General features: G+C 71.0%; 27 protein-coding genes. All 27 read left to right on the top strand.

Annotated elements, in window-relative coordinates; all coding sequences use genetic code 11:
• The first annotated feature begins 199 nt into the window (after positions 1–199).
• Positions 200–451 carry an acyl carrier protein gene (locus tag AC5P1B_RS21015; protein WP_493888866.1) on the top strand — a complete coding sequence of 84 codons (252 nt, stop codon included), beginning with the start codon at positions 200–202 and terminating at the stop codon, positions 449–451.
• Positions 452–829, top strand: a complete 378-nt coding sequence (locus tag AC5P1B_RS21010; RefSeq protein ID WP_493888865.1) for an ApeI family dehydratase — start codon at positions 452–454, stop codon at positions 827–829.
• Between the two features lie 8 nt (positions 830–837).
• On the top strand, positions 838–1,377 hold the full coding sequence (locus AC5P1B_RS21005; RefSeq protein ID WP_493888864.1) for a hypothetical protein: 540 nt from the start codon (positions 838–840) through the stop codon (positions 1,375–1,377).
• A 27-nt stretch (positions 1,378–1,404) separates the two neighbouring features.
• A complete protein-coding gene (locus AC5P1B_RS21000) occupies positions 1,405–1,719 on the top strand; it encodes a DsrE family protein (RefSeq protein WP_493888863.1) in 315 nt (104 codons plus the stop codon).
• On the top strand, positions 1,719–2,132 hold the full coding sequence (locus tag AC5P1B_RS20995; protein ID WP_493888862.1) for a hypothetical protein: 414 nt from the start codon (positions 1,719–1,721) through the stop codon (positions 2,130–2,132). The genes AC5P1B_RS21000 and AC5P1B_RS20995 overlap by 1 nt, the downstream gene beginning before the upstream one ends.
• A complete protein-coding gene (locus tag AC5P1B_RS20990) occupies positions 2,132–2,524 on the top strand; it encodes a hypothetical protein (RefSeq protein WP_493888861.1) in 393 nt (130 codons plus the stop codon). The genes AC5P1B_RS20995 and AC5P1B_RS20990 overlap by 1 nt, the downstream gene beginning before the upstream one ends.
• On the top strand, positions 2,521–3,114 hold the full coding sequence (locus AC5P1B_RS20985; protein ID WP_493888860.1) for a 3-hydroxyacyl-ACP dehydratase FabZ family protein: 594 nt from the start codon (positions 2,521–2,523) through the stop codon (positions 3,112–3,114). The genes AC5P1B_RS20990 and AC5P1B_RS20985 overlap by 4 nt, the downstream gene beginning before the upstream one ends.
• On the top strand, positions 3,114–4,058 hold the full coding sequence (locus AC5P1B_RS20980; RefSeq protein WP_493888859.1) for an ApeI family dehydratase: 945 nt from the start codon (positions 3,114–3,116) through the stop codon (positions 4,056–4,058). The genes AC5P1B_RS20985 and AC5P1B_RS20980 overlap by 1 nt, the downstream gene beginning before the upstream one ends.
• A 366-nt stretch (positions 4,059–4,424) precedes the next feature.
• Entirely contained in the window at positions 4,425–4,685 is a 261-nt protein-coding gene (locus tag AC5P1B_RS20975) for an acyl carrier protein (RefSeq protein WP_383705785.1), read from the top strand.
• A gap of 5 nt (positions 4,686–4,690) precedes the next feature.
• Entirely contained in the window at positions 4,691–5,902 is a 1,212-nt protein-coding gene (locus AC5P1B_RS20970; RefSeq protein ID WP_493888858.1) for a beta-ketoacyl-[acyl-carrier-protein] synthase family protein, read from the top strand.
• On the top strand, positions 5,899–7,083 hold the full coding sequence (locus AC5P1B_RS20965; RefSeq protein WP_493888857.1) for a beta-ketoacyl synthase N-terminal-like domain-containing protein: 1,185 nt from the start codon (positions 5,899–5,901) through the stop codon (positions 7,081–7,083). Before AC5P1B_RS20970 ends, AC5P1B_RS20965 begins: the two co-directional genes overlap by 4 nt.
• Positions 7,067–8,188 carry a beta-ketoacyl synthase N-terminal-like domain-containing protein gene (locus AC5P1B_RS20960; RefSeq protein ID WP_493888856.1) on the top strand — a complete coding sequence of 374 codons (1,122 nt, stop codon included), beginning with the start codon at positions 7,067–7,069 and terminating at the stop codon, positions 8,186–8,188. The genes AC5P1B_RS20965 and AC5P1B_RS20960 overlap by 17 nt, the downstream gene beginning before the upstream one ends.
• The gene (locus AC5P1B_RS20955) at positions 8,178–9,113 is read left to right on the top strand and encodes a beta-ketoacyl synthase N-terminal-like domain-containing protein (protein ID WP_493888855.1); all 936 of its coding nucleotides are present in this window, start codon (positions 8,178–8,180) and stop codon (positions 9,111–9,113) included. Before AC5P1B_RS20960 ends, AC5P1B_RS20955 begins: the two co-directional genes overlap by 11 nt.
• Positions 9,110–10,882 (top strand): alpha/beta fold hydrolase, encoded by a 1,773-nt coding sequence (locus AC5P1B_RS20950; protein WP_493888854.1) that lies wholly within the window; start codon positions 9,110–9,112, stop codon positions 10,880–10,882. Before AC5P1B_RS20955 ends, AC5P1B_RS20950 begins: the two co-directional genes overlap by 4 nt.
• Complete coding sequence (locus AC5P1B_RS20945; protein WP_493888853.1) at positions 10,879–11,517, top strand: 2-hydroxychromene-2-carboxylate isomerase; 639 nt, start codon at positions 10,879–10,881, stop codon at positions 11,515–11,517. The genes AC5P1B_RS20950 and AC5P1B_RS20945 overlap by 4 nt, the downstream gene beginning before the upstream one ends.
• A 14-nt stretch (positions 11,518–11,531) precedes the next feature.
• A complete protein-coding gene (locus AC5P1B_RS20940) occupies positions 11,532–11,714 on the top strand; it encodes a hypothetical protein (protein ID WP_493888852.1) in 183 nt (60 codons plus the stop codon).
• 85 nt (positions 11,715–11,799) lie between these two features.
• On the top strand, positions 11,800–12,582 hold the full coding sequence (gene fabG, locus AC5P1B_RS20935; RefSeq protein WP_493888851.1) for a 3-oxoacyl-[acyl-carrier-protein] reductase: 783 nt from the start codon (positions 11,800–11,802) through the stop codon (positions 12,580–12,582).
• Positions 12,579–13,058 carry a 3-hydroxyacyl-ACP dehydratase FabZ family protein gene (locus AC5P1B_RS20930; RefSeq protein ID WP_493888850.1) on the top strand — a complete coding sequence of 160 codons (480 nt, stop codon included), beginning with the start codon at positions 12,579–12,581 and terminating at the stop codon, positions 13,056–13,058. The genes fabG and AC5P1B_RS20930 overlap by 4 nt, the downstream gene beginning before the upstream one ends.
• On the top strand, positions 13,028–13,504 hold the full coding sequence (locus tag AC5P1B_RS20925) for a 3-hydroxyacyl-ACP dehydratase FabZ family protein (RefSeq protein WP_493888849.1): 477 nt from the start codon (positions 13,028–13,030) through the stop codon (positions 13,502–13,504). The genes AC5P1B_RS20930 and AC5P1B_RS20925 overlap by 31 nt, the downstream gene beginning before the upstream one ends.
• Positions 13,505–13,509: 5 nt before the next feature.
• The gene (locus tag AC5P1B_RS20920) at positions 13,510–14,724 is read left to right on the top strand and encodes a beta-ketoacyl-[acyl-carrier-protein] synthase family protein (protein ID WP_493888848.1); all 1,215 of its coding nucleotides are present in this window, start codon (positions 13,510–13,512) and stop codon (positions 14,722–14,724) included.
• On the top strand, positions 14,721–15,785 hold the full coding sequence (locus AC5P1B_RS20915; RefSeq protein WP_493888847.1) for a beta-ketoacyl synthase N-terminal-like domain-containing protein: 1,065 nt from the start codon (positions 14,721–14,723) through the stop codon (positions 15,783–15,785). Before AC5P1B_RS20920 ends, AC5P1B_RS20915 begins: the two co-directional genes overlap by 4 nt.
• Positions 15,786–15,811: 26 nt before the next feature.
• Positions 15,812–16,594 carry an alpha/beta fold hydrolase gene (locus AC5P1B_RS20910; RefSeq protein WP_493888846.1) on the top strand — a complete coding sequence of 261 codons (783 nt, stop codon included), beginning with the start codon at positions 15,812–15,814 and terminating at the stop codon, positions 16,592–16,594.
• 23 nt (positions 16,595–16,617) lie between these two features.
• Positions 16,618–18,192, top strand: a complete 1,575-nt coding sequence (locus tag AC5P1B_RS20905; RefSeq protein WP_493888845.1) for an MFS transporter — start codon at positions 16,618–16,620, stop codon at positions 18,190–18,192.
• A gap of 11 nt (positions 18,193–18,203) precedes the next feature.
• Positions 18,204–19,262, top strand: a complete 1,059-nt coding sequence (fabD, locus tag AC5P1B_RS20900) for an ACP S-malonyltransferase (protein WP_493888844.1) — start codon at positions 18,204–18,206, stop codon at positions 19,260–19,262.
• 29 nt (positions 19,263–19,291) lie between these two features.
• On the top strand, positions 19,292–20,899 hold the full coding sequence (locus tag AC5P1B_RS20895) for an acyl-CoA carboxylase subunit beta (protein WP_493888843.1): 1,608 nt from the start codon (positions 19,292–19,294) through the stop codon (positions 20,897–20,899).
• Positions 20,899–21,123, top strand: a complete 225-nt coding sequence (locus tag AC5P1B_RS20890) for an acyl-CoA carboxylase subunit epsilon (RefSeq protein ID WP_493888842.1) — start codon at positions 20,899–20,901, stop codon at positions 21,121–21,123. The genes AC5P1B_RS20895 and AC5P1B_RS20890 overlap by 1 nt, the downstream gene beginning before the upstream one ends.
• 594 nt (positions 21,124–21,717) lie before the next feature.
• Positions 21,718–21,926, top strand: a 209-nt coding sequence (locus tag AC5P1B_RS20885; RefSeq protein WP_493888841.1) for a biotin carboxylase N-terminal domain-containing protein, incomplete at its 3' end; no start/stop codon positions are given.

The following is a 21,926-nucleotide window of genomic DNA, read 5'->3' as shown; positions in this document are numbered from 1 at the left end:
GTTTGAAACGCGGGACGCGTCACGGATGCCTACGGCAGGAGAAATGCGCCGTGCGTCTGCCGCGCACCCCTCGCCATCCGGCGGTTATCCACCTGGTAACCGCCGGGGTATCCACTGCGGACGACTGCGAACGCCGCGAACCTGTCGCGAGCGCGGTGCGTACGCGCCGTAGGCAAGAACACTGGGAAAGGAAGAATTGATGCCAACGCAGGCTGATGTGCGGCTTGACGAACTCCGGGAACTGGTCGCCGACGCGGTTGACGTCGAGCCCGAGTCACTCACCGATGACGCACGTTTCATCGAGGACCTTCAGGTCGACTCGCTGGTCGCGCTGGAGATGTCGGTCATCCTGGAGCGCCGCTACGAGGTGAAGATCGACGAGAAGGAAATCGGGGAGATCAAGCGGCTTCCCGACGTGTACAACCTCCTGATGCGCAAGCTGGCCGGCTGAATGAGCGCGGTCACGCTGCTCCCAGGCGCCGAGGTGGTGCGCCTCACCGAGGACGCCATCGCCATCCAGGTCACCGTCGATCCGGCGGCGCCCGTCTTCGCCGGGCACTACCCCGGATTCCCCCTGCTCCCGGGGGCCTTCACCCTCGACGCCGTGGACGAGGCCGTGCGTCTGCACGCCGAGCGGCAGGGCGGCGTGGCGACGCGGCTGGCGGAGATCCGCTCGGTCCGCTTCGCCTCGCCGGTCTTCCCCGGGGACGTACTCACCGTGGAGTGCGAGATCAAGACCGCCGCGGGCGTCAGGGACGTGAAGGTCCGCTGTGCGACCGCCCGCGGCAAGACCGCGACGCTGCGGTTGCGGTACCGCGACGCCGGGTGAGGAACACCATGCCGAACCACCGGTCCTGGGGCGCGACCGAGGCCGAACGGGCCGCGAGCTACCCATGTGACCAGCACATTCCACAGCCGTACGAGAGTCACCACCGCGCCATCGACGTCGCGGCACCGGTGCCGCTCGCGTTCCGCTGGCTGTGCCAGCTCAAGACCGCCGAGTACACCTACGGCCGGCAGCATCGCAGCAGCCGCACCCTCACGCCGGAGGCGGACCAGCTCGCCACCGGACAGCGCTTCCTGGTGTTCGACCTGGTGGATTTCGCGGAGAACGACCATCTGACCGGGGTGACGCACCCGGCCGCACGGCACAAGTTCGGGCTGATGGCCGTCACCTACCAGGTGGTCCCGCGCGGGACCGGCGCCAGCCGCTACGTGGTCCGGCTGAACACCGCGGCACGCACCGGGCTCAGCCGCCCGCTGGGCGAGGCGCTGGCGCTGGGCGACCTGCTGATGATGCGCAAACAACTACAGACACTGAAGGCGCTGGCCGAGCGTGACGTCGCGGCGGCCCGTACGGAAGAGGGGGATGGATAGCCGGTGGCAGACAAACCATCGCGTTACTTGTTGATCGAAAGCCAGGGGAACTGGGCGGGCCCGAACGCCGGACGTTTCCTCGGTGACGCCTCCGTGCTCGCCCGTGAGGGCCACGAGGTGTCGGTGTTCCTGGTGCAGGACGGGGTGTTCGCCGCGGTGAACGACACGACCCCGGAGATCGAGAAGCTCGCCGGGCTCGGCGCCCAGGTGTGGGTGGACGACTTCTCGACCGCGCAGCGCGCCCTTCCGGCCCGCTCGTTGTCCCCGCACGTCAAGGTCGTGGGCATGGACTCGGTGGCCGAGCTGCTGATGTCCGAGGGCTGCAAGGCGGTGTGGCACTGATGGCGGCGAAGATCGTCCAGCGGCGCTGGGACCTGCTGCTCGTGGTCACCGCGGCGCCGCACTCCAGCGACGTCGTCACCTCTGCCCTGCGGCTGGCCCAGGCGACCCTGGACCAGGGCAAGTCGGTCCGGATGTGGGCCTGCGGCTACGCGAACATGCTCACGCAGAACGGGCACGGCGACACCAAGCCGATCAATACCCGCGACCCCGAGGGCTTCTACCCCTCCAGCGTGAACATCATCCGGCGGATGCTGGACGCCAACCCCGGCAAGTTCGGCTGGATCGCGTGCACCGCGTGCAGCGCGGAGCGCGGCGCCGTCGACCACATCGCCGAGGTCAGGTACCGGTCGCCGATGCGCTTCGTCTCCACCATCCAGTCCGCCGACCGCACCATCTACATCGGGGGTGCCTGATGTCCGACTACCGCGTGCTTGGCGTGATCGACCGCGGTTACCGAGGCGCTGTCGAAGCCCAGTTCTTCGACGCGATCTACGGCCTGCTCGACTTCAAGCCCCAGCTGGGCGCCGCCGCGCTGGCCCTGCGCGGGCCCGTGGTGACCGTCGCTGTGGACGAGGACGTCTACAAGCCGGTGGTGGAGTTCGGTCCGGTACGGGTGGACACGCTGCCCAACTACCGCCAGTCGGTGCGCGACCTGATCGCCGAGGGCATCCCCGTCATGGTGGACGAGCCCGATCTGCGCGCCCTCGGCTTCGAGCCCTCGGACCTCATCCCGGGCGTCGAGTGCCTGGACACCAACGAGCTCGCGGCCCGCTGGCACGAGTACGACGGGGTGTGGTTCGTGTGACCGGCACCCAGTCGGCTGCCCAGGACACCGACCGGGCCGCCGACCCGACCGCCGCCCCGACCACCCTCCCGGACCCGGCCCGGACCGGCCCCGCTGGGATCAGCAAGCTCAAGTCGCTGATCCCGCACCGGTTCCCGATCCTCCTGGTCGACCGGGTCGCCGAGGTCGTACCGGGGGAGCGGATCGTCGCGGTGAAGGCCGTGACGGTCAACGAGCCCTGGTACCAGGACCTGCCTGACAGCACCGGGGATGAGGGCTACGCCTACCCGCTGGCGCTGCTCATCGAGTCCTGGTGCCAGAGCGCCGCGCTGCTCGCCGCCTGGGACCAGCCGCCCGAGGAGGTGGAGGGCCAGGTCGCGCTGTTCGGCGGGATGTCCGGCATCGAGGTCCTTGGCCGGGCGATGCCGGGCGATGTGCTGCGGCACGAGGTGCGGATCAGCCGCGCCTTCGAGGGCACGTGGTTCTTCGAGGGCGCCACGACCGTCGATGATGCCGAGATCCTGCGCGTGGACTCCGTGATGACCGCGCTGCGGCCCAGTTCGGTGCTCGCCCCCGAGGCGGAGCCGGTCACCGAGGGGGCCGCGGTCTGATGGTGACGGTAGGGGACAAGCTGTCGTTCGCGTCTCCGCTGCGCGCTGTGGACCAGGTCGCCCTGACGGACGCCGAGTCCGGGCTGCGGCTGCGGACCACCAAGGTGGTGAGCGCGGACGACCCGTACATGGCCGGTCATTTCCCCGGCCTGACCATGCTGCCCGCCGTCTTCCTGCTGGAAGGCGTGCGGCAGGCGGTGGCCGAGGCGTTCGGGCTGACCGACCCGCCGGAGCTGCTTGAGGTCCGCTCCGCGCGGCTTCAGGCACCCATGCTCGGCGGCGACGAGATTACCGTGGACGCGCTGGTGACCCGCGACGGCGAGCGCCGCTGGTCGCTGGACGCGCGCTGCTCCCGGCAGGACGGCACCGCCGTGGCGCGGCTGAAGGTGGTCGTCGGGGTGCCGGGCGAGGAGCGGGCGCTGACCGGTGCCTCCGGACCGCTCGTCGCCCCGCCGCCGGTGCCGGGCCCGCCCGTGCTCGACCACGCGCGGATCAGGGAACTGCTGCCCGTACGGCATCCGATGCTCCTGGTGGACCAGGTGGTCTCGGTCGTCCCCGGCCAGGAGATCTCCGGGGTGAAGGCGGTCACCGGTGGCGAACTCTGCTTCCAGGGGCTGCCAGACGGGCTGCCCGGCGACCGGTATATGTTCCCGCGGGCACTGGCCTTCGAGTCCTTCGGCCAGACCGCCGCGCTGCTGTGGCTGGCGACCGCCGAGGCGGGCGGTCCCGACGGCGTGCTGATGCTGGCGGCCATCCGCGGCTGCCGCTTCACGGGCGGGGTACGGCCGGGCGAGGTGCTGCGGCACGTCGTACGGCTGGAACAGCTCGTGTCGGGCAACGCCTTCCTGTCCGGGGAGATCTGGGCGGCCGATCGCTGTGTCGCCGTCGTCGACTCCCTGATCGCGGTGAACAGGCCCAGCTCGGTGGTGCGGGCCCCGCGCTGACCGCGCTGAGATCGCCGGCAACGCTGAGATCGCCGGCAAAGGCGCGCGTTGCCGCAAAGGCGCGTAACGGCGTCGTCGCCGTACACCTGCGTGACGGGGTGTCCGCGACACCGGATTGTCCGCGCCCCGTAACAAAAGCACCGGCTTTGTTCTTGCCGGGTAACGACTGGCGAAATCCCCTTTCCCTTAGGGGTAATGGCACAGTAATGGCGCCCCAACTCTTCGGCGAGTTTCCCGCGTAAGCGCGGTGCGGGCTATCTGTGAACGCCCATCATTGCTGGCTTCCGGAGTCGGCTACTGCCTAATATCGAAGTGTCGGAACGCGAGAGATCGCAGTTCCAAATTCCCTTAGAAAGGTGACCGTAAATGACGACTGCCACCAAGCAGGAGCAGCTCGACGAGATCCGCGAGATTGTCGCGGAGGTGCTGGAACTTGAGCCTGAGGAGATCAGCGAGACCAGCCACTTCATCGAGGAGCACGAGGCCGACTCGCTGCGCGCGATCGAGATCCTCGCCCGCCTGGAGAAGAAGTACAAGGTCGAGATCCCGCAGTCGGAGCTCCCCAAGATGATCAACCTGACTGAGGTCTACAACGTCCTGGCCGAGCACGCTGGCTGGCAGGGCTGAGCCACATGTCACTCCGACGGGTAGTCATCACCGGCCTGGGGCCTGTGTCGAGCATCGGGATCGGGGCGTCCGCCTACGGCGAGGGGCTGCGGGAAGGCGTCAACGGCGTCTCGCCGATCGCCTGCTTCGACCCCACTGGATTCCCCTACATCATGGCCGGCGAAGTCCACGCCTTCCGGCCAGAGACCATGGTCCGGCGGCTGTCTGTCGATGCATGGGGGCGTACGAGCCTCTTCGCGGCGTCCGCGGCCCGCCTCGCGGTCGCGGACGCCGGGATCGACGAAGACGAACTGGCGGCCTCCCGGGCCGGATCGAGCATGGGCACCACCGGCGGCGAGTCGCAGGTGCTCGAAAAGCTCACCCAGGACTCGCTGACCGCCGGGTACGGCGGTCTCGACGCCGGGCTGGTCAGCCAGGTCTCCAGCGCACGCCTGTCGCAGGCGGTCAACCGCGAACTGCGGCTGACTGGCGACGCCGTGACGCTGTCCACCGCCTGTTCCGCCAGCAACTACGCACTCGGCTACGCCTACGACCTGATCAGGACGGGCGAAGCCGACTACATGATCGCCGGTGGCGCCGACTCCGTCGGCCGCTGGTCCCACGCGGGCTTCTACCGGCTGGGCGCACTCACCGAGAAGGCGTGCTCGCCGTTCGACAAGGACCGCTCGGGCATCATCACCGGCGAGGGCGGCGCGGCGATGTTCCTGGAGTCGCTGGAGTCGGCGCAGGCGCGCGGCGCCCGCGTCCACGCCGAAGTCCTCGGCTACGGGCTCAACTGCGACGCCAACCACATGGTCGCCCCGAACCGGGACAGCATCGCCGAGTGCATGCGCCTGGCGCACGCCAACGCGGGCGTCAAGGCCGAAGAGGTGGACTACATCTGCGCTCACGGCACCGGCACCCCGGCGAACGACTTCGTCGAGGCCGGCGCCGTCGTGGATGTCTTCGGCGACAGTCCGCCGCCGATCAGCTCGACCAAGTCGATGCTCGGCCACACCATGGGCGCCGCCTCCGGTCTCGGGGCCATCGCCTCGGTGCTCGGCATCGCGGGCTCGTTCCTGCCGCCCACCATCAACTTCAACACTCCGGACCCGGACATGCCCAAGATCGACCCCGTACCGAACAAGGCGCGCCCCGCTGATGTGCGGATCGCGCAGGTCAACGGCTTCGCGTTCGGCGGCAACAACGCCATCGTCATGCTGGGGAGGCCCTCGTGACGACCGCTCCCGAGAAGGCGCGCGACAGTCAGGCGCCCGACAGCCGGGCGACCGGGTCCAAGGCGCTGGCCATCACCGGCTTCGGAGTCCTCTCCGGCGCCGGGATCGGCCCCGAGGCGCTGGCGGCGGCGCTGACCGCCCCCGGCGCACCGGCCGACGTCAGCGAGATGTTCGAGGACGAGGAGCTGCCGCGTAACGACGCGTACGCCCTCGTGGACTTCCGGGTCCGCGACCACCTCGGCCGCAAGGGCACCTCGTTCTTCGACCGCTCCACCTCGCTCGGCATGGTCGCCTGCAAGGAGGCCCTGGCCGACACGGACCTTGAGGTGGACGACGACAACAGGGCCCGGATCGGGCTCACGCTCGGCACCACGGCGGGCAGCGCCAAGTCCACCAGCGACTACAGCAAGGACACCTTCATCCAGGACCGGCCTTACCTGGTGAACCCGCTGCTGTTCCCCAACGCCGTGATGAACTGCGCGGCGGGCCAGTCCGGCATCAAGTTCGGCCTCCAGGGGCCGAACGCCACCATCGCCGGTGGCCCGATGGCGATGCTGAACGTGCTGCGCTACACCCGCAACCTCATCAACTGCGGTTACGCGGACGCCCTGCTCGCCGGGGCGGTCGAGGAGTTCAGTCCGCACCAGTCGTGGGCCGTGCACTACGGGCAGTCCGTCGCCGGTGGCACCCTGCCGCCCGGTGAGGGCGCGGCGGTCTTCGTCGTGGAGAGCGCCGAGGCCGTACGGTCCGCGGGGCGCACCCCGGACGCGGAGGTGCTGGCCGTCGAGGTCGGCGTCTTCGACCCGAAGGGCCCTGACGAGGAGTTCTCCCAGGGCCTCGCGCTGTGCGTCAGCCGCGCGCTGGAGCGGGCCGGGGTCACCGCGGCCGACATCGCCACGGTGGCGACCGCCGCCAACGGCATGACCGTCCTCGACGAGGTCGAGGAGAAGGCGATCAACGCCGTCCTCGGTGCGGGGACTCCGCGGCTGCGGGTCAAGGAGGTCACCGGTGAGGCGTTCAGCGCCTCCGGCGCCTTCCAGCTCGCCGCGCTGCTCGCCAGGCACCGGGCCGAACCGGCCCGCGACGGCGAACTGTCGCTGATCACCACACGGTCCGCCGAGGGCGCGGCCGGAGCGGCCGTCGTCAGGGGGTGGAGTCGTGCCGGTGGCGATCACGGGTAGCTCCATGGTGAGCTGCCTCGGCGATCTCGACGCCACGTTCGACGCGCTGGTCGCCGGGCGCAGCGGGGTTTCCCCGCTGCGCCTGGGCGACCCCGCCAAGCTGAACGTCACCCACGGGTACGGCATCGGGGACGGCGCGCCGGACGAGACCGGGCTGCGGCTCGCGGGCCGCTGGCTGGCGCAGACCGTACAGCAGGCGCTCGCCGACGCGGGCGTCGATCCGGCCACCATCCGGGTCGCCGTCATCGTCGGCACCGGGCTGCGGGAGCTGCGCGCCGTGGAGCAGTGGCACGGCGACGGCGCCGGGCTGCGGCTGGCCCAGCTGCACTTCAACGAAGCGGTGCGGTCGGTGGCCCCAGAGGTGACCGAGGTGCACACGATCGCCAACGCTTGCGCGGCGTCCGGCTACGCCCTCGCGCTCGCCGCCGACATGCTCGAACTCGGCGAGGCCGACGCGGTGGTGGCCGCGGGCTGCGACACCATGACCGAGTCCATGCTCACCATGATCGGCCGGGTGGGCACCACCACGGCCGACACCGTACGGCCCTTCGACACCGAACGGGACGGGGTGCTGCTCGGCGAGGGCGCCGCGGCCGTCGTCCTCGAACCGCCCTCCAGCAAGCCCGCCCTGGGCCTGATCCGGTCCGTCGGCATCGGCTGCGACGCGTTCCACGAGACGGCGCCCGACCCGGACGGCATCGTCGCGACGATGCGCGACGCCCACGAGCGCGGCGGCGTCAGCCCCGAGGACATCGGCCTGGTCGTCGCGCACGGCACGTCCACCGCGCTGAACGACCCGACCGAGGCCACCGCGCTGCTGGAGGTCTTCGGCCCCGAAGGACCGCCGGTCACCGCCATCAAGGGCGCCATCGGGCACACCTCGGGCGGCGCCGCGCTGATGAGCGTGCTCGTCGCCTGCCAGGCGATGCGCACAGCCGCCGTGCCGCCCGTCACCGGGCTGCGGACCGCGATCCCCGAGGCCGAGAAGCTGGCCCTGGTGACCGGCGAACCGCTGGCCGCGCGGCCGAGGCTGGCGCAGGTCAACGCGTTCGGCTTCGGCGGGGTCAACGCCGTGACGATCGTGGAGGCCACCGATGCCGACTGACACCCGTGCCGCCGACCAGCGGCTCGCCATCGAGGGCTGGGCCGTGCACCTGCCCGGTCTGTCCGCCGCCGACCTGCCGGGTTCGCCCGAGGACGCGGCGTGCCCGCCCGAGCTGGCCAAGGACGTGCTGGGCCGCAAGGGCCTGCTGGGCAAGGAGCCGTCCACGCGGCTGGCGCTGTGCGCCGTCCACCGGGCGCTCGGCCTGCCGCCCGGCAAACTGGCAGAGCCCCTGCCGTACGCGGCCGGGACCGCCGTCGTCGCCGCCTCCAACCTCGGCAACGCCGAAACCGTCTGCACGGTCCTCGACGACATGCGGGCGCGCGGCGGCAACGTCGTCAGCCCGATGGACGCCCCCAACGCGTCCAGCAACGTCATCGCCTCCAGCGTCGCCATCCGCTACGGCTTCAACGGGCCGAACCTCGCCGTGTGCTCCGGCGCCACCGCCGGTCTCGACGCGGTGCGGCTGGCCCGGCTGCTGCTGCTCTCCGGACGCGCCCAGCGGGCCGTCGTGGTGGGCGTCGAACCCGCCGACCCCGTCGCCCGCGGCCTCGCCGCGCTGCGCCCGGGCGCGCCGGGTGAGCTGACCGCCGCCGCCGGTTGTGTCCTGCTCGGGCTGCCGGGCGCCTGGCCGCAGGCGACGGGCGTCGAGTGCGGCCCCGTCGTACGGCACCGGACGGGCCGGACGGACCAGACCGAACAGGCTGGACGTACGGACGGAACCGACCAGTCGGGCACGGCCCGCGTGACCGGTGAGCTGTACGGGGCGACCGGGGTGGTGCGGCTCGCCGCTGCCGCCGCCCGGCTCGCCGCGGGCGCCGGCGGAACCGCGCTGACCGTCGGCTGCGGCGACGCGGACGACGGCTGGCTGAGCCTGGACGTGTCGGTCGCCGCGCGCTCCCGCGACCGTGCGGAGGCCGTGGCATGAGCGCGAACGACGGCTGGACGCTGATCGCCTCGGACGGCCCCGCGCAGGTCTGGCGCGGCCCCGGCGAGGGGCCGCCGCTGGTGACCGCGCACGGAATCGAGGACGGCTGGAAGAGCTGGCGCGAGGTCACCGGCTTGATCTCCGGCTACACCCCGTACTGCCTGCAACTGCCCTGGCACGGCGGCAACGCGTACGAGTGGCCCGCCGAGGGCGGTGCGGCCGACTGGCTGCGCCGCGCCCTGGCGCTGGTCCCCGAGCGGCCGAAGGTGCTGCTCGGCCACTCGTTCGGCGCGACCGCCATCCTGGAACACCTCGCCACCCTGGAGGGGGACCCGGGACTCGACGCCGTCGTGCTCGCCGCGCCGTTCTACCGGCCCGCCGACTTCCCGCTCTCCGACCAGCTGCGCCAGCGCTCGCTCGCCGCGTTCCGGCGGGTGCTGATGGACGGGCTGCGGGTCTCCCTGGGGCCGAAGGCGTCCCGGATGGACGGGGAGATCCTGTCCCTGATGGAGCGCAAGCTCATCGACCGGGCCGTGCCCGCCGGATTCCCCGTCTTCTACCGGGCGTTCGAGCAGTCGGGCCACTGGGACCTCACCGGCATCAGCGTGCCGACGCTTCTCGTCGTCGGCCCCGAGGACGAGGGCCTGACCCCGATGCGCGCCGCCGCCCTGGACCGGGCGATGCCCGCGGCGACCACCCGCATCCGGCCGCCGTACGGCCACTTCCCGCACATGGAGCGGGCCGCCGAACTAGGCGCTGAGGTCGCCGAGTTCCTCCGCGACCCGTCCGCCGCCGACTCTCCTGAAGGAGGAGCGACCGTGACCGAACTTCTCGATGGTCAGCCGACCAGCTACGTCGGTTCCCCGCGCTACGAGGGCGCCAACATCCGTACGTGGATCGGGTTCAAGCACTTCATGTACCTGGTCGAGGAGGGGGTGCTCCAGTACTTCCGCGACCGTGGCGTCGGCGCCCGTGACATCTACCACCGCTACGGCCTCGGCCTGGAGATCGTGGACTCCTCGGTGCAACTGCCGGTGGCCCTTGAGGCCGAGGAGCGGGTGTACGCCACCATCGTCTCCGCCAAGCCGAAGCCGGGCCAGGGCGCCCCGTTCAACGTGACGCTGACGGTGGAGCGCGACGGCCAGACCGTCACCACCCTCAAGGGCAAGGTCAGGGTCGCGCTGGTCTCCGTCAAGGACGGCTCGGGCAGCGAGCCGGTGCCCGCCATCCTCGAACCGTACGTCGTGCCGGACGTCGCCGCCCTGACCAACTCGGCCAAGGCGAGCCTGCCCATCGCCGAGGGCCAGAGCGTCCAGGACGTGCTGGCGCCCGAGGGCTCCGGCGCGTACCTGTGGGACTGGCGCGCCCCGTACTACTACTGCCACTTCTCCGACCGCCTCCAGCACTCCGCGTACATCAGGACCATGGAGGAGGTCGTCGACCGCTTCCTGGCCGACCGCGGCCTGGCCGTCGGCACGCTGCTGGACGAGCGCGGCTGGATTCCCGTCGTGTCCCGGGCCCGGGTGCAGATGGTCTCCGACATCTACATGGAGGAGACGGTGCACACCGTCTTCAAGGTCGAGGACATCCTCAAGGACACCATGTACACCGCGCGGATGGACTGCTACGTCCGCCGTGGCGACAGCCTTGAGCTGGCGGCGACCGGCACGATCATGCACGGCTACGCCATCAGCAGGGGCGAGAAGGCCGGTACGGTCGCCATCCTCGACCCGGCCACCCAGGCGACGCTGCTCGGCGGTGCCGCATGAGGAAGCCGCCGCGCCTGTACTTCTCGCTCCGCTCGCCGTTCAGCTGGATGGCCGTGCGGCAGCTGGAGGAGCGCTTCCCCGACGCCGACCAGCTCATCGAGTACATCCCGTTCTTCGAGCCCGACGCGATCAGCAGCGCCGCGCTCGAAGAGCAGGGCGGCGAGTTCCACTACGTCGCGATGAGCAAGGCCAAGCACCTCTACATCCTCAACGACACCAAGCGGCTGTCCCAGAAGTTCGGCTACCCGATGAAGTGGCCGATCGACAAGGGCGACGAATGGTGGGAGCTGCCGCACCTGGCCTGGATCAAGGCCAAGGAGCTCGGCGTACACCGCGAGTACTACCGCGCGGCGATGGCCGCCCGCTGGGAGCGCGGCGAGGACATCTGCGACCGCGACACGCTGCGCCGGGTCTGCTCCGACGCCGGTCTCGACGCGGAGACGCTGACCGGCGCTCCCGAGGAGCCGCACATCCGCGAGGCGGGTGTGAAGGCCCTCATGCAGATCTACGAGGACGACGTCTTCGGCGTCCCGTACTTCAAGGTCGGCCGGCACCGCTTCTGGGGCCTGGACCGGCTCGACGACTTCCTGGCCACGCTCGAAGAAGCGCTGGCCACTGCCGCGAGCAAGGCGTGAAGGAGAGCTGACAGATGACCGCAGAGCTGACCATCGAAATGACCGCGGAGATGACCGCCGAGACGACGCGGGCAGCGGCCGGTGGCTTCCCGCTGGTCGACGCCGCGTGGGGCCCTGCCCCGCTGTCCGGCATCCCCGCCGAGCTGATCGACCGGCACGGCGCGATGGACCACGACACCGCGGGCGGCTGCGGCTGACGCCGCGGCCCGCACCTGCCGCAGAGCAGCCCAGAGCAGCCCAGAGCAGCCCAGAGCAGTCCAGAGAAGAGAGGACGGAACCCCAATGACGCAGTCCCAGTCCCAGGCCGAGTCCGAGTCCGAGAACGAGCCAGAGCGCCCGATGGCCATCGTCACCGGCGGCTCGCGCGGCATCGGCCGGGCCACCGCCGTGCAGCTGGCAGCCGACGGCTTCGACATCGCGTTCTGCTACCGCAGCGGTACCGAGGCGGCCGCCGAGACCGAGAAGCTCATCCGTGAGAAGGGCGCGCAGGTCTACCACGCCCCGTGTGACGTGTCCGACTACGAGGCGGTACAGGCGTTCGTCAAGGCCGCCAAGGCCGCGCTCGGCCCGATCGGCGTCCTCGTCAACTCCGCGGGCATCGTCAAGGACAACCCGATGGTGCTCATGCCGGAGGAGGACTGGCGGGCCGTCATCGAGACCAACCTGAACGGCACGTTCAACTTCTGCCGCTCCGTGGTCTTCGACTTCATGAAGAAGAAGGAGGGCGTGATCGTCAACATGTCCTCCATCTCCGGTGTGTACGGCCACGCCACCCAGTCCAACTACTCGGCCTCCAAGGCCGGTATCCAGGGCATGAGCGCCTCGCTGGCCAAGGAGGTCGCCGGGTACGGCATCCGCGTCAACGTGGTCGCTCCCGGCTTCATCGAGACGGACATGACCGAGGCCCTGCCGGAGAAGATCCGCGAGCAGGCGCTGAAGTCGATCCCGATGAAGCGCTACGGCGGCGCCGACGAGGTCGCCGACCTGGTGTCCTTCCTGGTCTCCGACCGCGCCCGGTACATCACCGGCGAGGTCATCGAGATCGACGGCGGCGTCTCGCTGTGACCACCGCCCAGCGGGAGGTCGCCGTGGACGGGCCCAAGCGCCGGGCGGCGCCGGTCAACCCGGTCGACACGGTGTCCGTGCTCTCGGACACCGAGGTCGTCGCGACCAAGCTGATCCGGGCCGATGACCCCTATCTGGAGGGTCATTACCCGGAGATGACCGTCTACCCGGGTGTCTTCCTGATCGAGACCGCCTACCAGGCGGTGATCCACCTGGTCCAGGAGACCCGTGGCCCCGGCGTCGAGGCGGAACTGTCCGCCTTGGACTCCGTGCGCTTCACCACCGCCCTGCGCCCCGGCGACGAGCTGCGGGCGGCGTGCGAGTGCCGGCTGGAAGAGGACGGCCAGACCCTGGCGGTCGTGGCGCGCTGCACCACAGGCGACGCCAAGGCAGCCCTGCTGAAGATGCGTTACCGGCTGATCGACACAGCCACAACGGGGGAAAGATGCTCGACTACGCGGCGATCCGGCGCCTGATACCGCACGCCCACCCGATCCTGCTCGTCGACCGGGTCCTGGAGATGGACCCGTACGACCGGATCGTGACCACCAAGACCATCAGCGGCAGTGAGCCCTGCTACGCCGGGCTCGCCCCCGACCTGGAGACCCGCGCCTTCGCCTATCCGCCCTCGCTGCTGATGGAGTCCTGGGGCCAGGGCGGCGCGGTGCTGTGGATGGAGCGCGTCAAGGCGCAGCGCCGGGAACGCAGCGGGGCGCTGATCCTCGCCGCGACCCGCGACGTGCGGCTGCACCGGCCGGTCTACCCGGGCGACACGCTGCGGCACGAGGTGCGCGTCGACCAGTACGTCGGGGACAACGTCATCCTCAGCGGCGAGTCCTACTCCGGGGACGATCTCGTGGCGACCGTCGGGTACGCCATGGCGGTCATGCGCCCCTCAGAGAACGTTTCGTGGGAGGCGTGAACTCCATGGCACAGTCCACGACGGATGTCGTCATCACCGGGCTCGGCGTGGTCTCCCCGCTGGGTCACGACCTGGAGAGCTTCTGGTCAGGGCTGCTGCGCGGCGACGCGCCGGTCCGCCCGCTGGACTACCCCGGCACCCCGGTCCACGGATCGCTCACCTACGTCGTCGACAACGCGCCCGAAGGCGGTGCGGACAACGGCAGGTCGAGCGGGTTCGCGGTCGCCGCGGCGCGGTCGGCGCTGGCCGACGCGGGGCTCGACGCGGCCGGGCAGGACGTCCTCGACAACGTCGGTGTCTGTGTGGGCACGGGGAACGGCGACAGCGACCTGCGCGAGGCGGAGCGGGACGGCATCAGGGACCTGACGGGTGTGCAGTGGTTCCCGTTCGGCGTCGCGGGCGTCCTCGCGCGCGAACTCAGCCTGCACGGCCCCGGGTTCACCGTGTCCACCGCCTGCGCCGCCGGTGCGTACGCCGTCTCCCTCGGCGCCGAGATGATCACCTCGGGGGAGGCCGACATCGTCCTCGTCGGCGGCGCCGAGGCCGTCTCCAGGCCCGCGATGGGCGCCTTCCTGCGGCTGGGCGCCGTCGATCCGCTGCACTGCCGTCCGTTCGACGCCGAGCGCGGCGGCACGGTCTACGGGGAGGGCGCCGCCTTCCTCGTCCTGGAGTCCGCCGACCACGCCGCGGCGCGCGGCCGGCAGCCCTACGCCAAGGTGCTCGGCGCGGGCTGGAGCTGCGACGCGAGTCACGTCACCGCGCCCGACCCCAAGGGCGATCAGGCCGTACGCGCCGCCCAGGAGGCGATGGAACGCGGCGGGATCGACCGGCACGGCATCGGCGCGATCCTCAGCCACGGCACCGGAACGCCCGCCAACGACAGCACCGAGAGCCGGACCACGGCGCGGCTGCTCGCCGAGCGGACCCCCGACGTGCCCGTCGCCGCCGTCAAGGCGTCGCTCGGCCACAGCGGAGGCGCGTCCGGCGCGTTCTCCTGCGTCACCGCCGCACTCGTCACCCGGCACGGCATCGTCCCTCCGGTGGGGACGCTGCGCCAGACCGACCCCGAATGCGAGCTGCGGCTCGTGCGCGGGGCCCCGGAAGCGGCCGCGGGCGACGCCGTACTGGTCAACGCCTACGCGTTCGGCGGCAACAACATCACTGTCGCGATCGGAGCAGCACAGCAGCCACACCACACCACCTCGGGGGAGACAGCATGACGACCAAGGAGACGGCACTCGCCGCGATCACCGGCATAGGGCCGGTCAGCCGCCCGGCCATCGGGGTCAAGGAGCTGGCCGAGGTGGCCGGGTTCGGCATCCCGGACGAGGCGCAGGACCACCCGGCGCGGGACCTGGAGATCACCGAGGTCGGCAACTTCTTCCCCGCCGACTTCCTGGGCAAGCGTGGCTGGAAGTTCTTCCCCGCGCCGACCCGCGCCGCCCTGGCCGCCGTCCGGCTCGCCCTCACCGACGCGGCACGCGAACAGCGGCAGGAGTGCGACCCGCGGGAGACGCGGGCCAACGAGCGCACCGGTGTGGTCATCGGGACCAACTTCGCCGTCGACGCCATCGTCGACCGCATCGACTACGCGCTGAAGGCCGAGGGCATCCCTGGCATCAGCCCCGTCGAATGCCCCAACTTCGCTGTCAACGTGCCCGCCGGGCAACTGGCCATCGCCGGAGGCTTCAAGGCGTTCAACGTCACCCTGGTCGACCTGCTCACCGCCGGCTACGAGGCGCTGCTCACCGGGGCGCTGGCGCTGGCCGCAGGCCGCGCCTCCAGCGTGCTCGCCGGGTCACTCGAAGGCCGCCCGCCCGCCGCGGCGCAGTCCGTCACCGGGCCGCGGGCCGACGCGTTCGGCGCGTGCCTGTTCCACCTGGAGAGCGAGCGGGCGGCGCAGGAGCGCGCGGCCCGGCCGTACGCGCTGCTGACCGGCGGCACGCGCCGCATGCTGCCCGGCGAGCCGCACCACGCGGCCCGGCTGGTCGCCTCAGCGCTCGACCGGCTCGGCGACGCCCCCGGCCAGATCCACCTGTGCCTGCCGCCCTACGACGACGGCGGCGCGCGCGTGGCCGACGCGGTGCGGGACTACGCCGCGCGGCGCGGCGCGGGCACCGAGGTCACCGTCGTACGCGGCGCCCCGCAGTCCACCGTCACCAGCGCCCTCGCCCTCGGGCAGCAGCTCGCCCGCGGCCTGACCGGCAGCGCGGTGTTCGGTGCCATGGGACCGCAGGGCAACCTCGTCCTGCTGCGCTTCACGGCCGCCGGAGACCGGTGATGGCCCGCAGCGTGGCATCGACTCCGGTGAGCGAGTCACTGCTGTACGGCGAGGAGCTCGCCGTACACCGGTTCGCTGAGCTGCCCGCCGCGGCGCTCGTGCACGGCCTGGAAGACGACTGGGGCAGCTACACGAAGCTGAGCCAGTTGCTGTCCAGCAGGTTCCGCAGCTTCCCGCTGGACATGCCGTGGCGGTCCGGCGGAACGTACCGGTGGCGCTCCCGGGCGACCAGCGGGCAGTGGCTTGAGGGCGGCCTCCAGATGGTGCCGGAGCCGGTGTCCGTCCTGGTGGCCCACTCGATGGGCGCCAACTCCGTGCTCCAGTGGCTCGCCTCGGGCGCCAACCCGAAACTGGACGCCCTGATCCTGCTCTCACCGTTCTACTGGTCGCCCACCCAGCCGGTGGACTGGGCGGTCTTCGACGGCTTCCGCGACCAGTTCGCCGCCGTGATGACGGCGGGCCTCCAGACCCGCCTCGGCGCCCGGGCGCACACCATGGACCCGGACGTCTTCAACACGATGGTGCGGAAGATGCTGGAAAAGATGGGCCCGCAGGCGTTCCTGGCCCTCTTCGACCAATACAGCGCCGCCTCCAGCCTGGCGCTGTCTCACGTATCGGTTCCCACGCTGGTGATCGGCAGCCCCCACGACGCGGGGCTGCTTGGCGATCGTGCCGATGCGCTGCGAGCGGACATGCCAAGCGCAGAACTGCGCCTTGACCCCCGCTTCAGCCACTTCTGCCATGTCGAACAGGCGGCGGAAGTGGCGGATCTGATCATCGCGTTCGTAGACCGCCAACAGGCGGACTGACACCGAAACGGGAGGACCCCGCCATGTCCGGGAACACCATGCACCTCAGGGCGCTGCCACCACGCAACAAACCAGGACTGACGCTGCTCGCCGCGCTGCTCGGCCTGTTCATCGCGCTGCTCGACGTCACCGTCGTCACCGTGGCGATGCCGACCATCGGCTCCGACCTGCACGCGACCTTCGACGACCTGGAATGGGTCGCCAACGCGTACATGCTGGCCCTCGCCGTCCTCATCGTCACCGCGGGCAGGCTCGGCGACATCTTCGGGCAGCGCGTGATCTACGTCATCGGCGTGGTCGTCTTCCTCGCCGGCTCGGGGCTGTGCGCGGCCGCCGGGGAGCTGACCCTCTTCGGCTTCGACCACATCACCACCCTGCACATCGGCCGCGTGGTGCAGGGCGTCGGCGGGGCCGTCGTGCTGCCGCTGACGCTCGCCATCGTCTACTCCTCGTTCGAGGGGGAGAAGCGCGCCAAAGGCATCATGCTGTGGGGCGCCGTCGGCGGCCTCGCCACCGCGCTCGGCCCGCTCATCGGCGGCCTGCTGGTCGACCACGCGGGCTGGGAGTGGATCTTCCTGATCAACGTGCCCATCGGCGCCGTCGTCATCTTCGCCGCGCTGGCCGGCATGGCCCCCGACCGGCGGTCCGCTAGCGCGGGCGGCAACTCCGTCGACCTGCCCGGCCTGGTCCTGCTCAGCGCCTCGCTGCTGTGCGTCAACCTGGCGCTGATCAACGGCAACTCGTGGGGCTGGACGTCCGGCAAGGTGTTCGCGCTGTTCGCGGGCGGTGTGCTGCTCATGGCCGGGTTCCTCGCCGTGGAGTCCCGCTCGAAGGCGCCCATCATGGACCTGAGCTGGTTCCGCAGGCCGTCCTTCGGCGGCAGCATCACGACGTCGTTCCTCATGGGCGCCGGGATGTTCTCGGTCATCTTCTACCTGTCGATCTACCTTCAGACCGGTCTCGGCCTCTCCGCCCAGGAGACCGGCGTACGGCTGCTGCCGCTGACCCTGATGCTGATGGTCGGCGCGCCGCTCGGCGGCCGGATCGTCGCCAAGGCGGGTGTGCGCAAGGCGCTCATCCTCGCCATGAGCCTGATGACCGTCGGCATCGCCCTGTACACGCTGGCCGACCCCAAGGGCGACTCCGGCTCCTGGACGCTGCTCCTGCCCGGCATGCTGCTGACCGGTCTGGCCATGGGCATCGCGATGCCGGTCGCCTCCGAGCTGACCATCTCCTCCGCGCCGCAGGACCAGGTGGGCGTCGCCGCCAGCGCGGGCACCATGGTCCGCCAGGTCGGCAACGCCGTCGGCATCGCCATCATGGGCGCGCTGATGAGCAACAGCACCGACACCGCCATGGACGACCTGGCCGCACTCCAGCGCGAGGGCAAGGCCACGGCGGCCACCGCCGAGGCACTCCAGCAGAAGGCCGTCACCGAGGGCCTGGAGAGCGGCGCCTGGTACGCGGCGGCCGTCACGCTGCTCGCCGCCGTCCTCGTGGTGCTCTTCGTACGCGACAAGAAGCCCACCGGCGCGCACGCCGCTCCGACGCCGGGCGCCAACGACACGATGCGGCTCAGCAAGCTGCCCAGCGCCTGATGGAGGACGCGATGACGAACCCCCGCGGAAACACGGGCGGCACCACCGGCGCGAGCACGGGTACAAGCGCGGAGCCGCAGGCCACTGGCGGAGACGGGGCGCCCAGGACCGCGTTCCTCTTCCCCGGCCAGGGCTCCCAGAAGGTCGGCATGGGCCAGTACCTCCTCGCCGCCCGCCCCGACCTCGCCGACACCTACTACCGCGCCGCCGACGACATCCTCGGCATCCCGCTCTCCACGCTGTGCTGGGAGGGCCCCGAGGAAGCGCTGCGGGACACCGCGATCACCCAGCCCGCCGTCTTCCTGACCAGCCTGGTCACCCTCGACGTGCTGCGCGAACACGGCGTGCGCCCCGATGTCGTCGCGGGCCACAGCCTGGGCGAGTACACGGCGCTGGTCGCCGCCGGGGTCCTGGACTGGCAGGACGCGCTGCGCCTGGTCCGCCGCAGGGGTGAGCTGATGGCGGGCGTCAACGAGCAGGTGCCGGGCGCCATGGCGGCCGTACTCGGCCTCGACCTGGCCACCGTCGAAGAGATCTGCGCGACCGTCGCCGCCGAGACCGGCCAGGTCGCCGAGGTCGCCAACGACAACGAGCCGGGCCAGTCCGTGGTCTCGGGACAGGCGGAGGCCATCGAACGGGTACGGGCCGCGGCCCAGGAGGCCGGGGCCGTCAAGGCCATCGCGCTCCCCGTGGGCGCCCCGTTCCACTGCGGCCTGATGCGCGGCATCGAGGAGGAGTTCGCGGCCGAGCTGGACCGGGTGACCTTCCGCGAGCCGCGGCTGCCCGTGGTCTCGGGCGTCACCGCCGAGTACGTGACCAGCGCCGCCGAGATCACCGGCAGCCTGCGCCGCCAGCTCGCCGGCCGGGTCAGGTGGACAGGATCGGTGCGGCTGATGGCCGGCTCGGGCGTCACCGACTTCGTCGAGGTCGGCCCCGGCAAGGTGCTCAGCGGGCTGTGCCGCCGCATCGTGCCCGACCTGTCCGCGTGGACCACCAACGACGAGCGGCGGCTGGCCAAGACCCTCGACGCCGTCACACCCGAAGCAGCGACCGCCGCCGCGGCCGCCTGAAACCACCAACGCCAGGGGGAGCGTGGAACATGAGCATCACCGACGATCGCCGGGTCACCACCGACGACCTCCCGGAAGACCCGGGAACCGGGGGCCTGCCCGAACAACTGCTGACCCTGCTCGCACTCAAGGAGTCCGTCTACGCGGGCGACGAGCAGGCCACCGAGCGCCAGCACGCCAAGGGCAAACTCACCGCACGCGAGCGCATCGCGCTGCTGCTGGACGAGGGGTCCTTCCACGAGATCGAGACGCTGCGCCGCCACCGGGCCACCGGCTTCGGCCTGGAGAAGAAGAAACCCCACTCCGACGGGGTGATCACCGGCTGGGGCACCGTCCACGGCCGCACCGTCTTCGTCTACGCGCACGACTTCCGGATCTTCGGCGGCGCCCTCGGCGAGGCCCACGCCGCGAAGATCCACAAGCTGATGGACCTCGCCGAGTCGGCAGGCGCCCCGCTGGTGTCCCTCAACGACGGCGCGGGCGCCCGTATCCAGGAAGGCGTCACCGCGCTCGCCGGTTACGGCGGCATCTTCCAGCGCAACACCCGCTGCTCCGGCGTCATCCCGCAGATCTCGGTGATGCTCGGCCCGTGCGCGGGCGGCGCCGCGTACTCCCCGGCCCTCACCGACTTCGTGTTCATGGTCCGTGAGACCTCGCAGATGTTCATCACGGGCCCTGACGTGGTCCGCGCGGTCACCGGCGAGGAGATCACCCAGAACGGCCTCGGCGGCGCCGATGTGCACGCCTCCGTCTCGGGTGTCGCCGCCTTCGCCTACGACGACGAGGAAAGCTGCCTCGAAGAGGTGCGCTACCTGCTGTCGATGCTCCCGCAGAACAACCGGGAGAACCCGCCGCGCGAGGAGACCGAGGACCCCGCCGACCGCAGCGTGGACACCTTGCTCGACCTGGTGCCCAGCGACCCCAACCGGTCTTACGACATGCGCCGGGTCATCGAGGAGATCGTGGACGACCACGACGTCTTCGAGGTCCACCCGACCTGGGCGACCAACATCGTCTGCGCGCTGGCCCGGCTGGACGGCCACGTGGTGGGCATCGTCGCCAACCAGCCCGCCTCGATGGCGGGCGTACTCGACATCCACGCGAGTGAAAAAGCGGCCCGCTTCGTGCAGACCTGCGACGCGTTCAACATCCCGCTGGTCAGCCTGGTGGACGTGCCCGGCTTCCTGCCGGGCGTGGACCAGGAGCACGGAGGCATCATCCGGCACGGCGCCAAGCTGCTGTACGCGTACTGCAACGCCACCGTCCCCCGCGTGCAGGTCATCCTGCGCAAGGCGTACGGCGGCGCCTACATCGTCATGGACTCCCGGTCCATCGGCGTGGACGTGTCGCTGGCCTGGCCGAGCAACGAGATCGCGGTGATGGGCGCCGAGGGCGCGGCCAACGTCATCTTCCGCCGCGAGATCACCGCCGCCGACGACCCGGACGCGGTGCGCCAGCAGAAGATCAAGGAATACCAGAGCGAGCTGATGCACCCTTACTACGCCGCCGAACGCGGCCTGGTCGACGACGTGATCGACCCGCGCGAGACCCGTTCCGCACTGATCGCCTCGCTGGCGATGCTCCGCACCAAGCACGCGAACCTGCCGTCGCGTAAGCACGGAAACCCGCCGGTGTGATGGGCGCGCACAGCACGGCCCCCGGGGCCGCGGGCCTGCGCGTGGTCCGCGGCACCCCACGCGCCGAAGAGCTCGCCGCCCTGACCGCGGTATTCGCGGCCCTGGCCCACAACACACCCCGCCACCCCACCGAACCCCGCACCCACCCCCGAGCAGCCTGGGCCCGCCCACTCCACCCCAGCCCCGCCCCCAACTACCAGGCCCCAGGCGCCTGGACATCATGAACATCTCATGGCCGTCGGCCATCGGCCAACGACTCCGAACCGCCTCGGGCCCTGAGCCCGACTTGAGGCCCGCCCGGGCCGACCTCAAGCCAGTCTTGGCCCATCTCAAGCCCGTCCGGCGTTCGAGGACATCCCCGGCTGGGCTTGAGGGCCTTGCTAGCTCGGCTCAGCGGCCTGTCCAGCTCGTCCCGGCCAATACCAGCCCGTCCGGCGTTTGAGGACAACACCAACCCAGCCCGGCGCGAGGCCAACCCCATTGGCCCGGCCTCGCGCTCAACCTCAAGCCCATCCGGCGCTTGAGGACACACGTCAGCCCGTCCGGCGCCAGGCCATCCCATGGGCTCGGCCTGGCCCTCAATCTCAAGCCCGTCCGGCGCTTGAGGACACAACCAAGCCCGTCCGGCGCTTGAGGACACAACCAAGCCCGTCCGGCGCTTGAGGACACACGTCAGCCCGTCCGGCGTTTGAGGACAGGGGTCCCCCGGACCAAGTCTGGGGGGACGGGGCCTGGGGCTGGGCCCCAGTTCAGGGAAGGGGCGGGGTGGGGAAGAAAGCCCGCCGCAGGCGCCCACACGGGAAAGGAACAGTAGACACATGCACAAAGTGCTCATCGCCAACCGCGGCGAAATAGCCATCCGCGTGGCCCGCGCCTGCAAAGACGCCGGACTGGCGAGCGTAGCCGTATACGCCGCCCCCGACCGCGACGCCCCCCACACCCGCACAGCCGACGAGGCATATGCCTTGGGTGGTGACACGCCCGCGTCCAGTTATCTGGATATGGGCAAGGTGCTCGCCGCGGCGGC

This window comes from Streptomyces sp. A01, from assembly GCF_059026195.1.
This window is presented reverse-complemented; position numbering and strand designations above follow the sequence as displayed.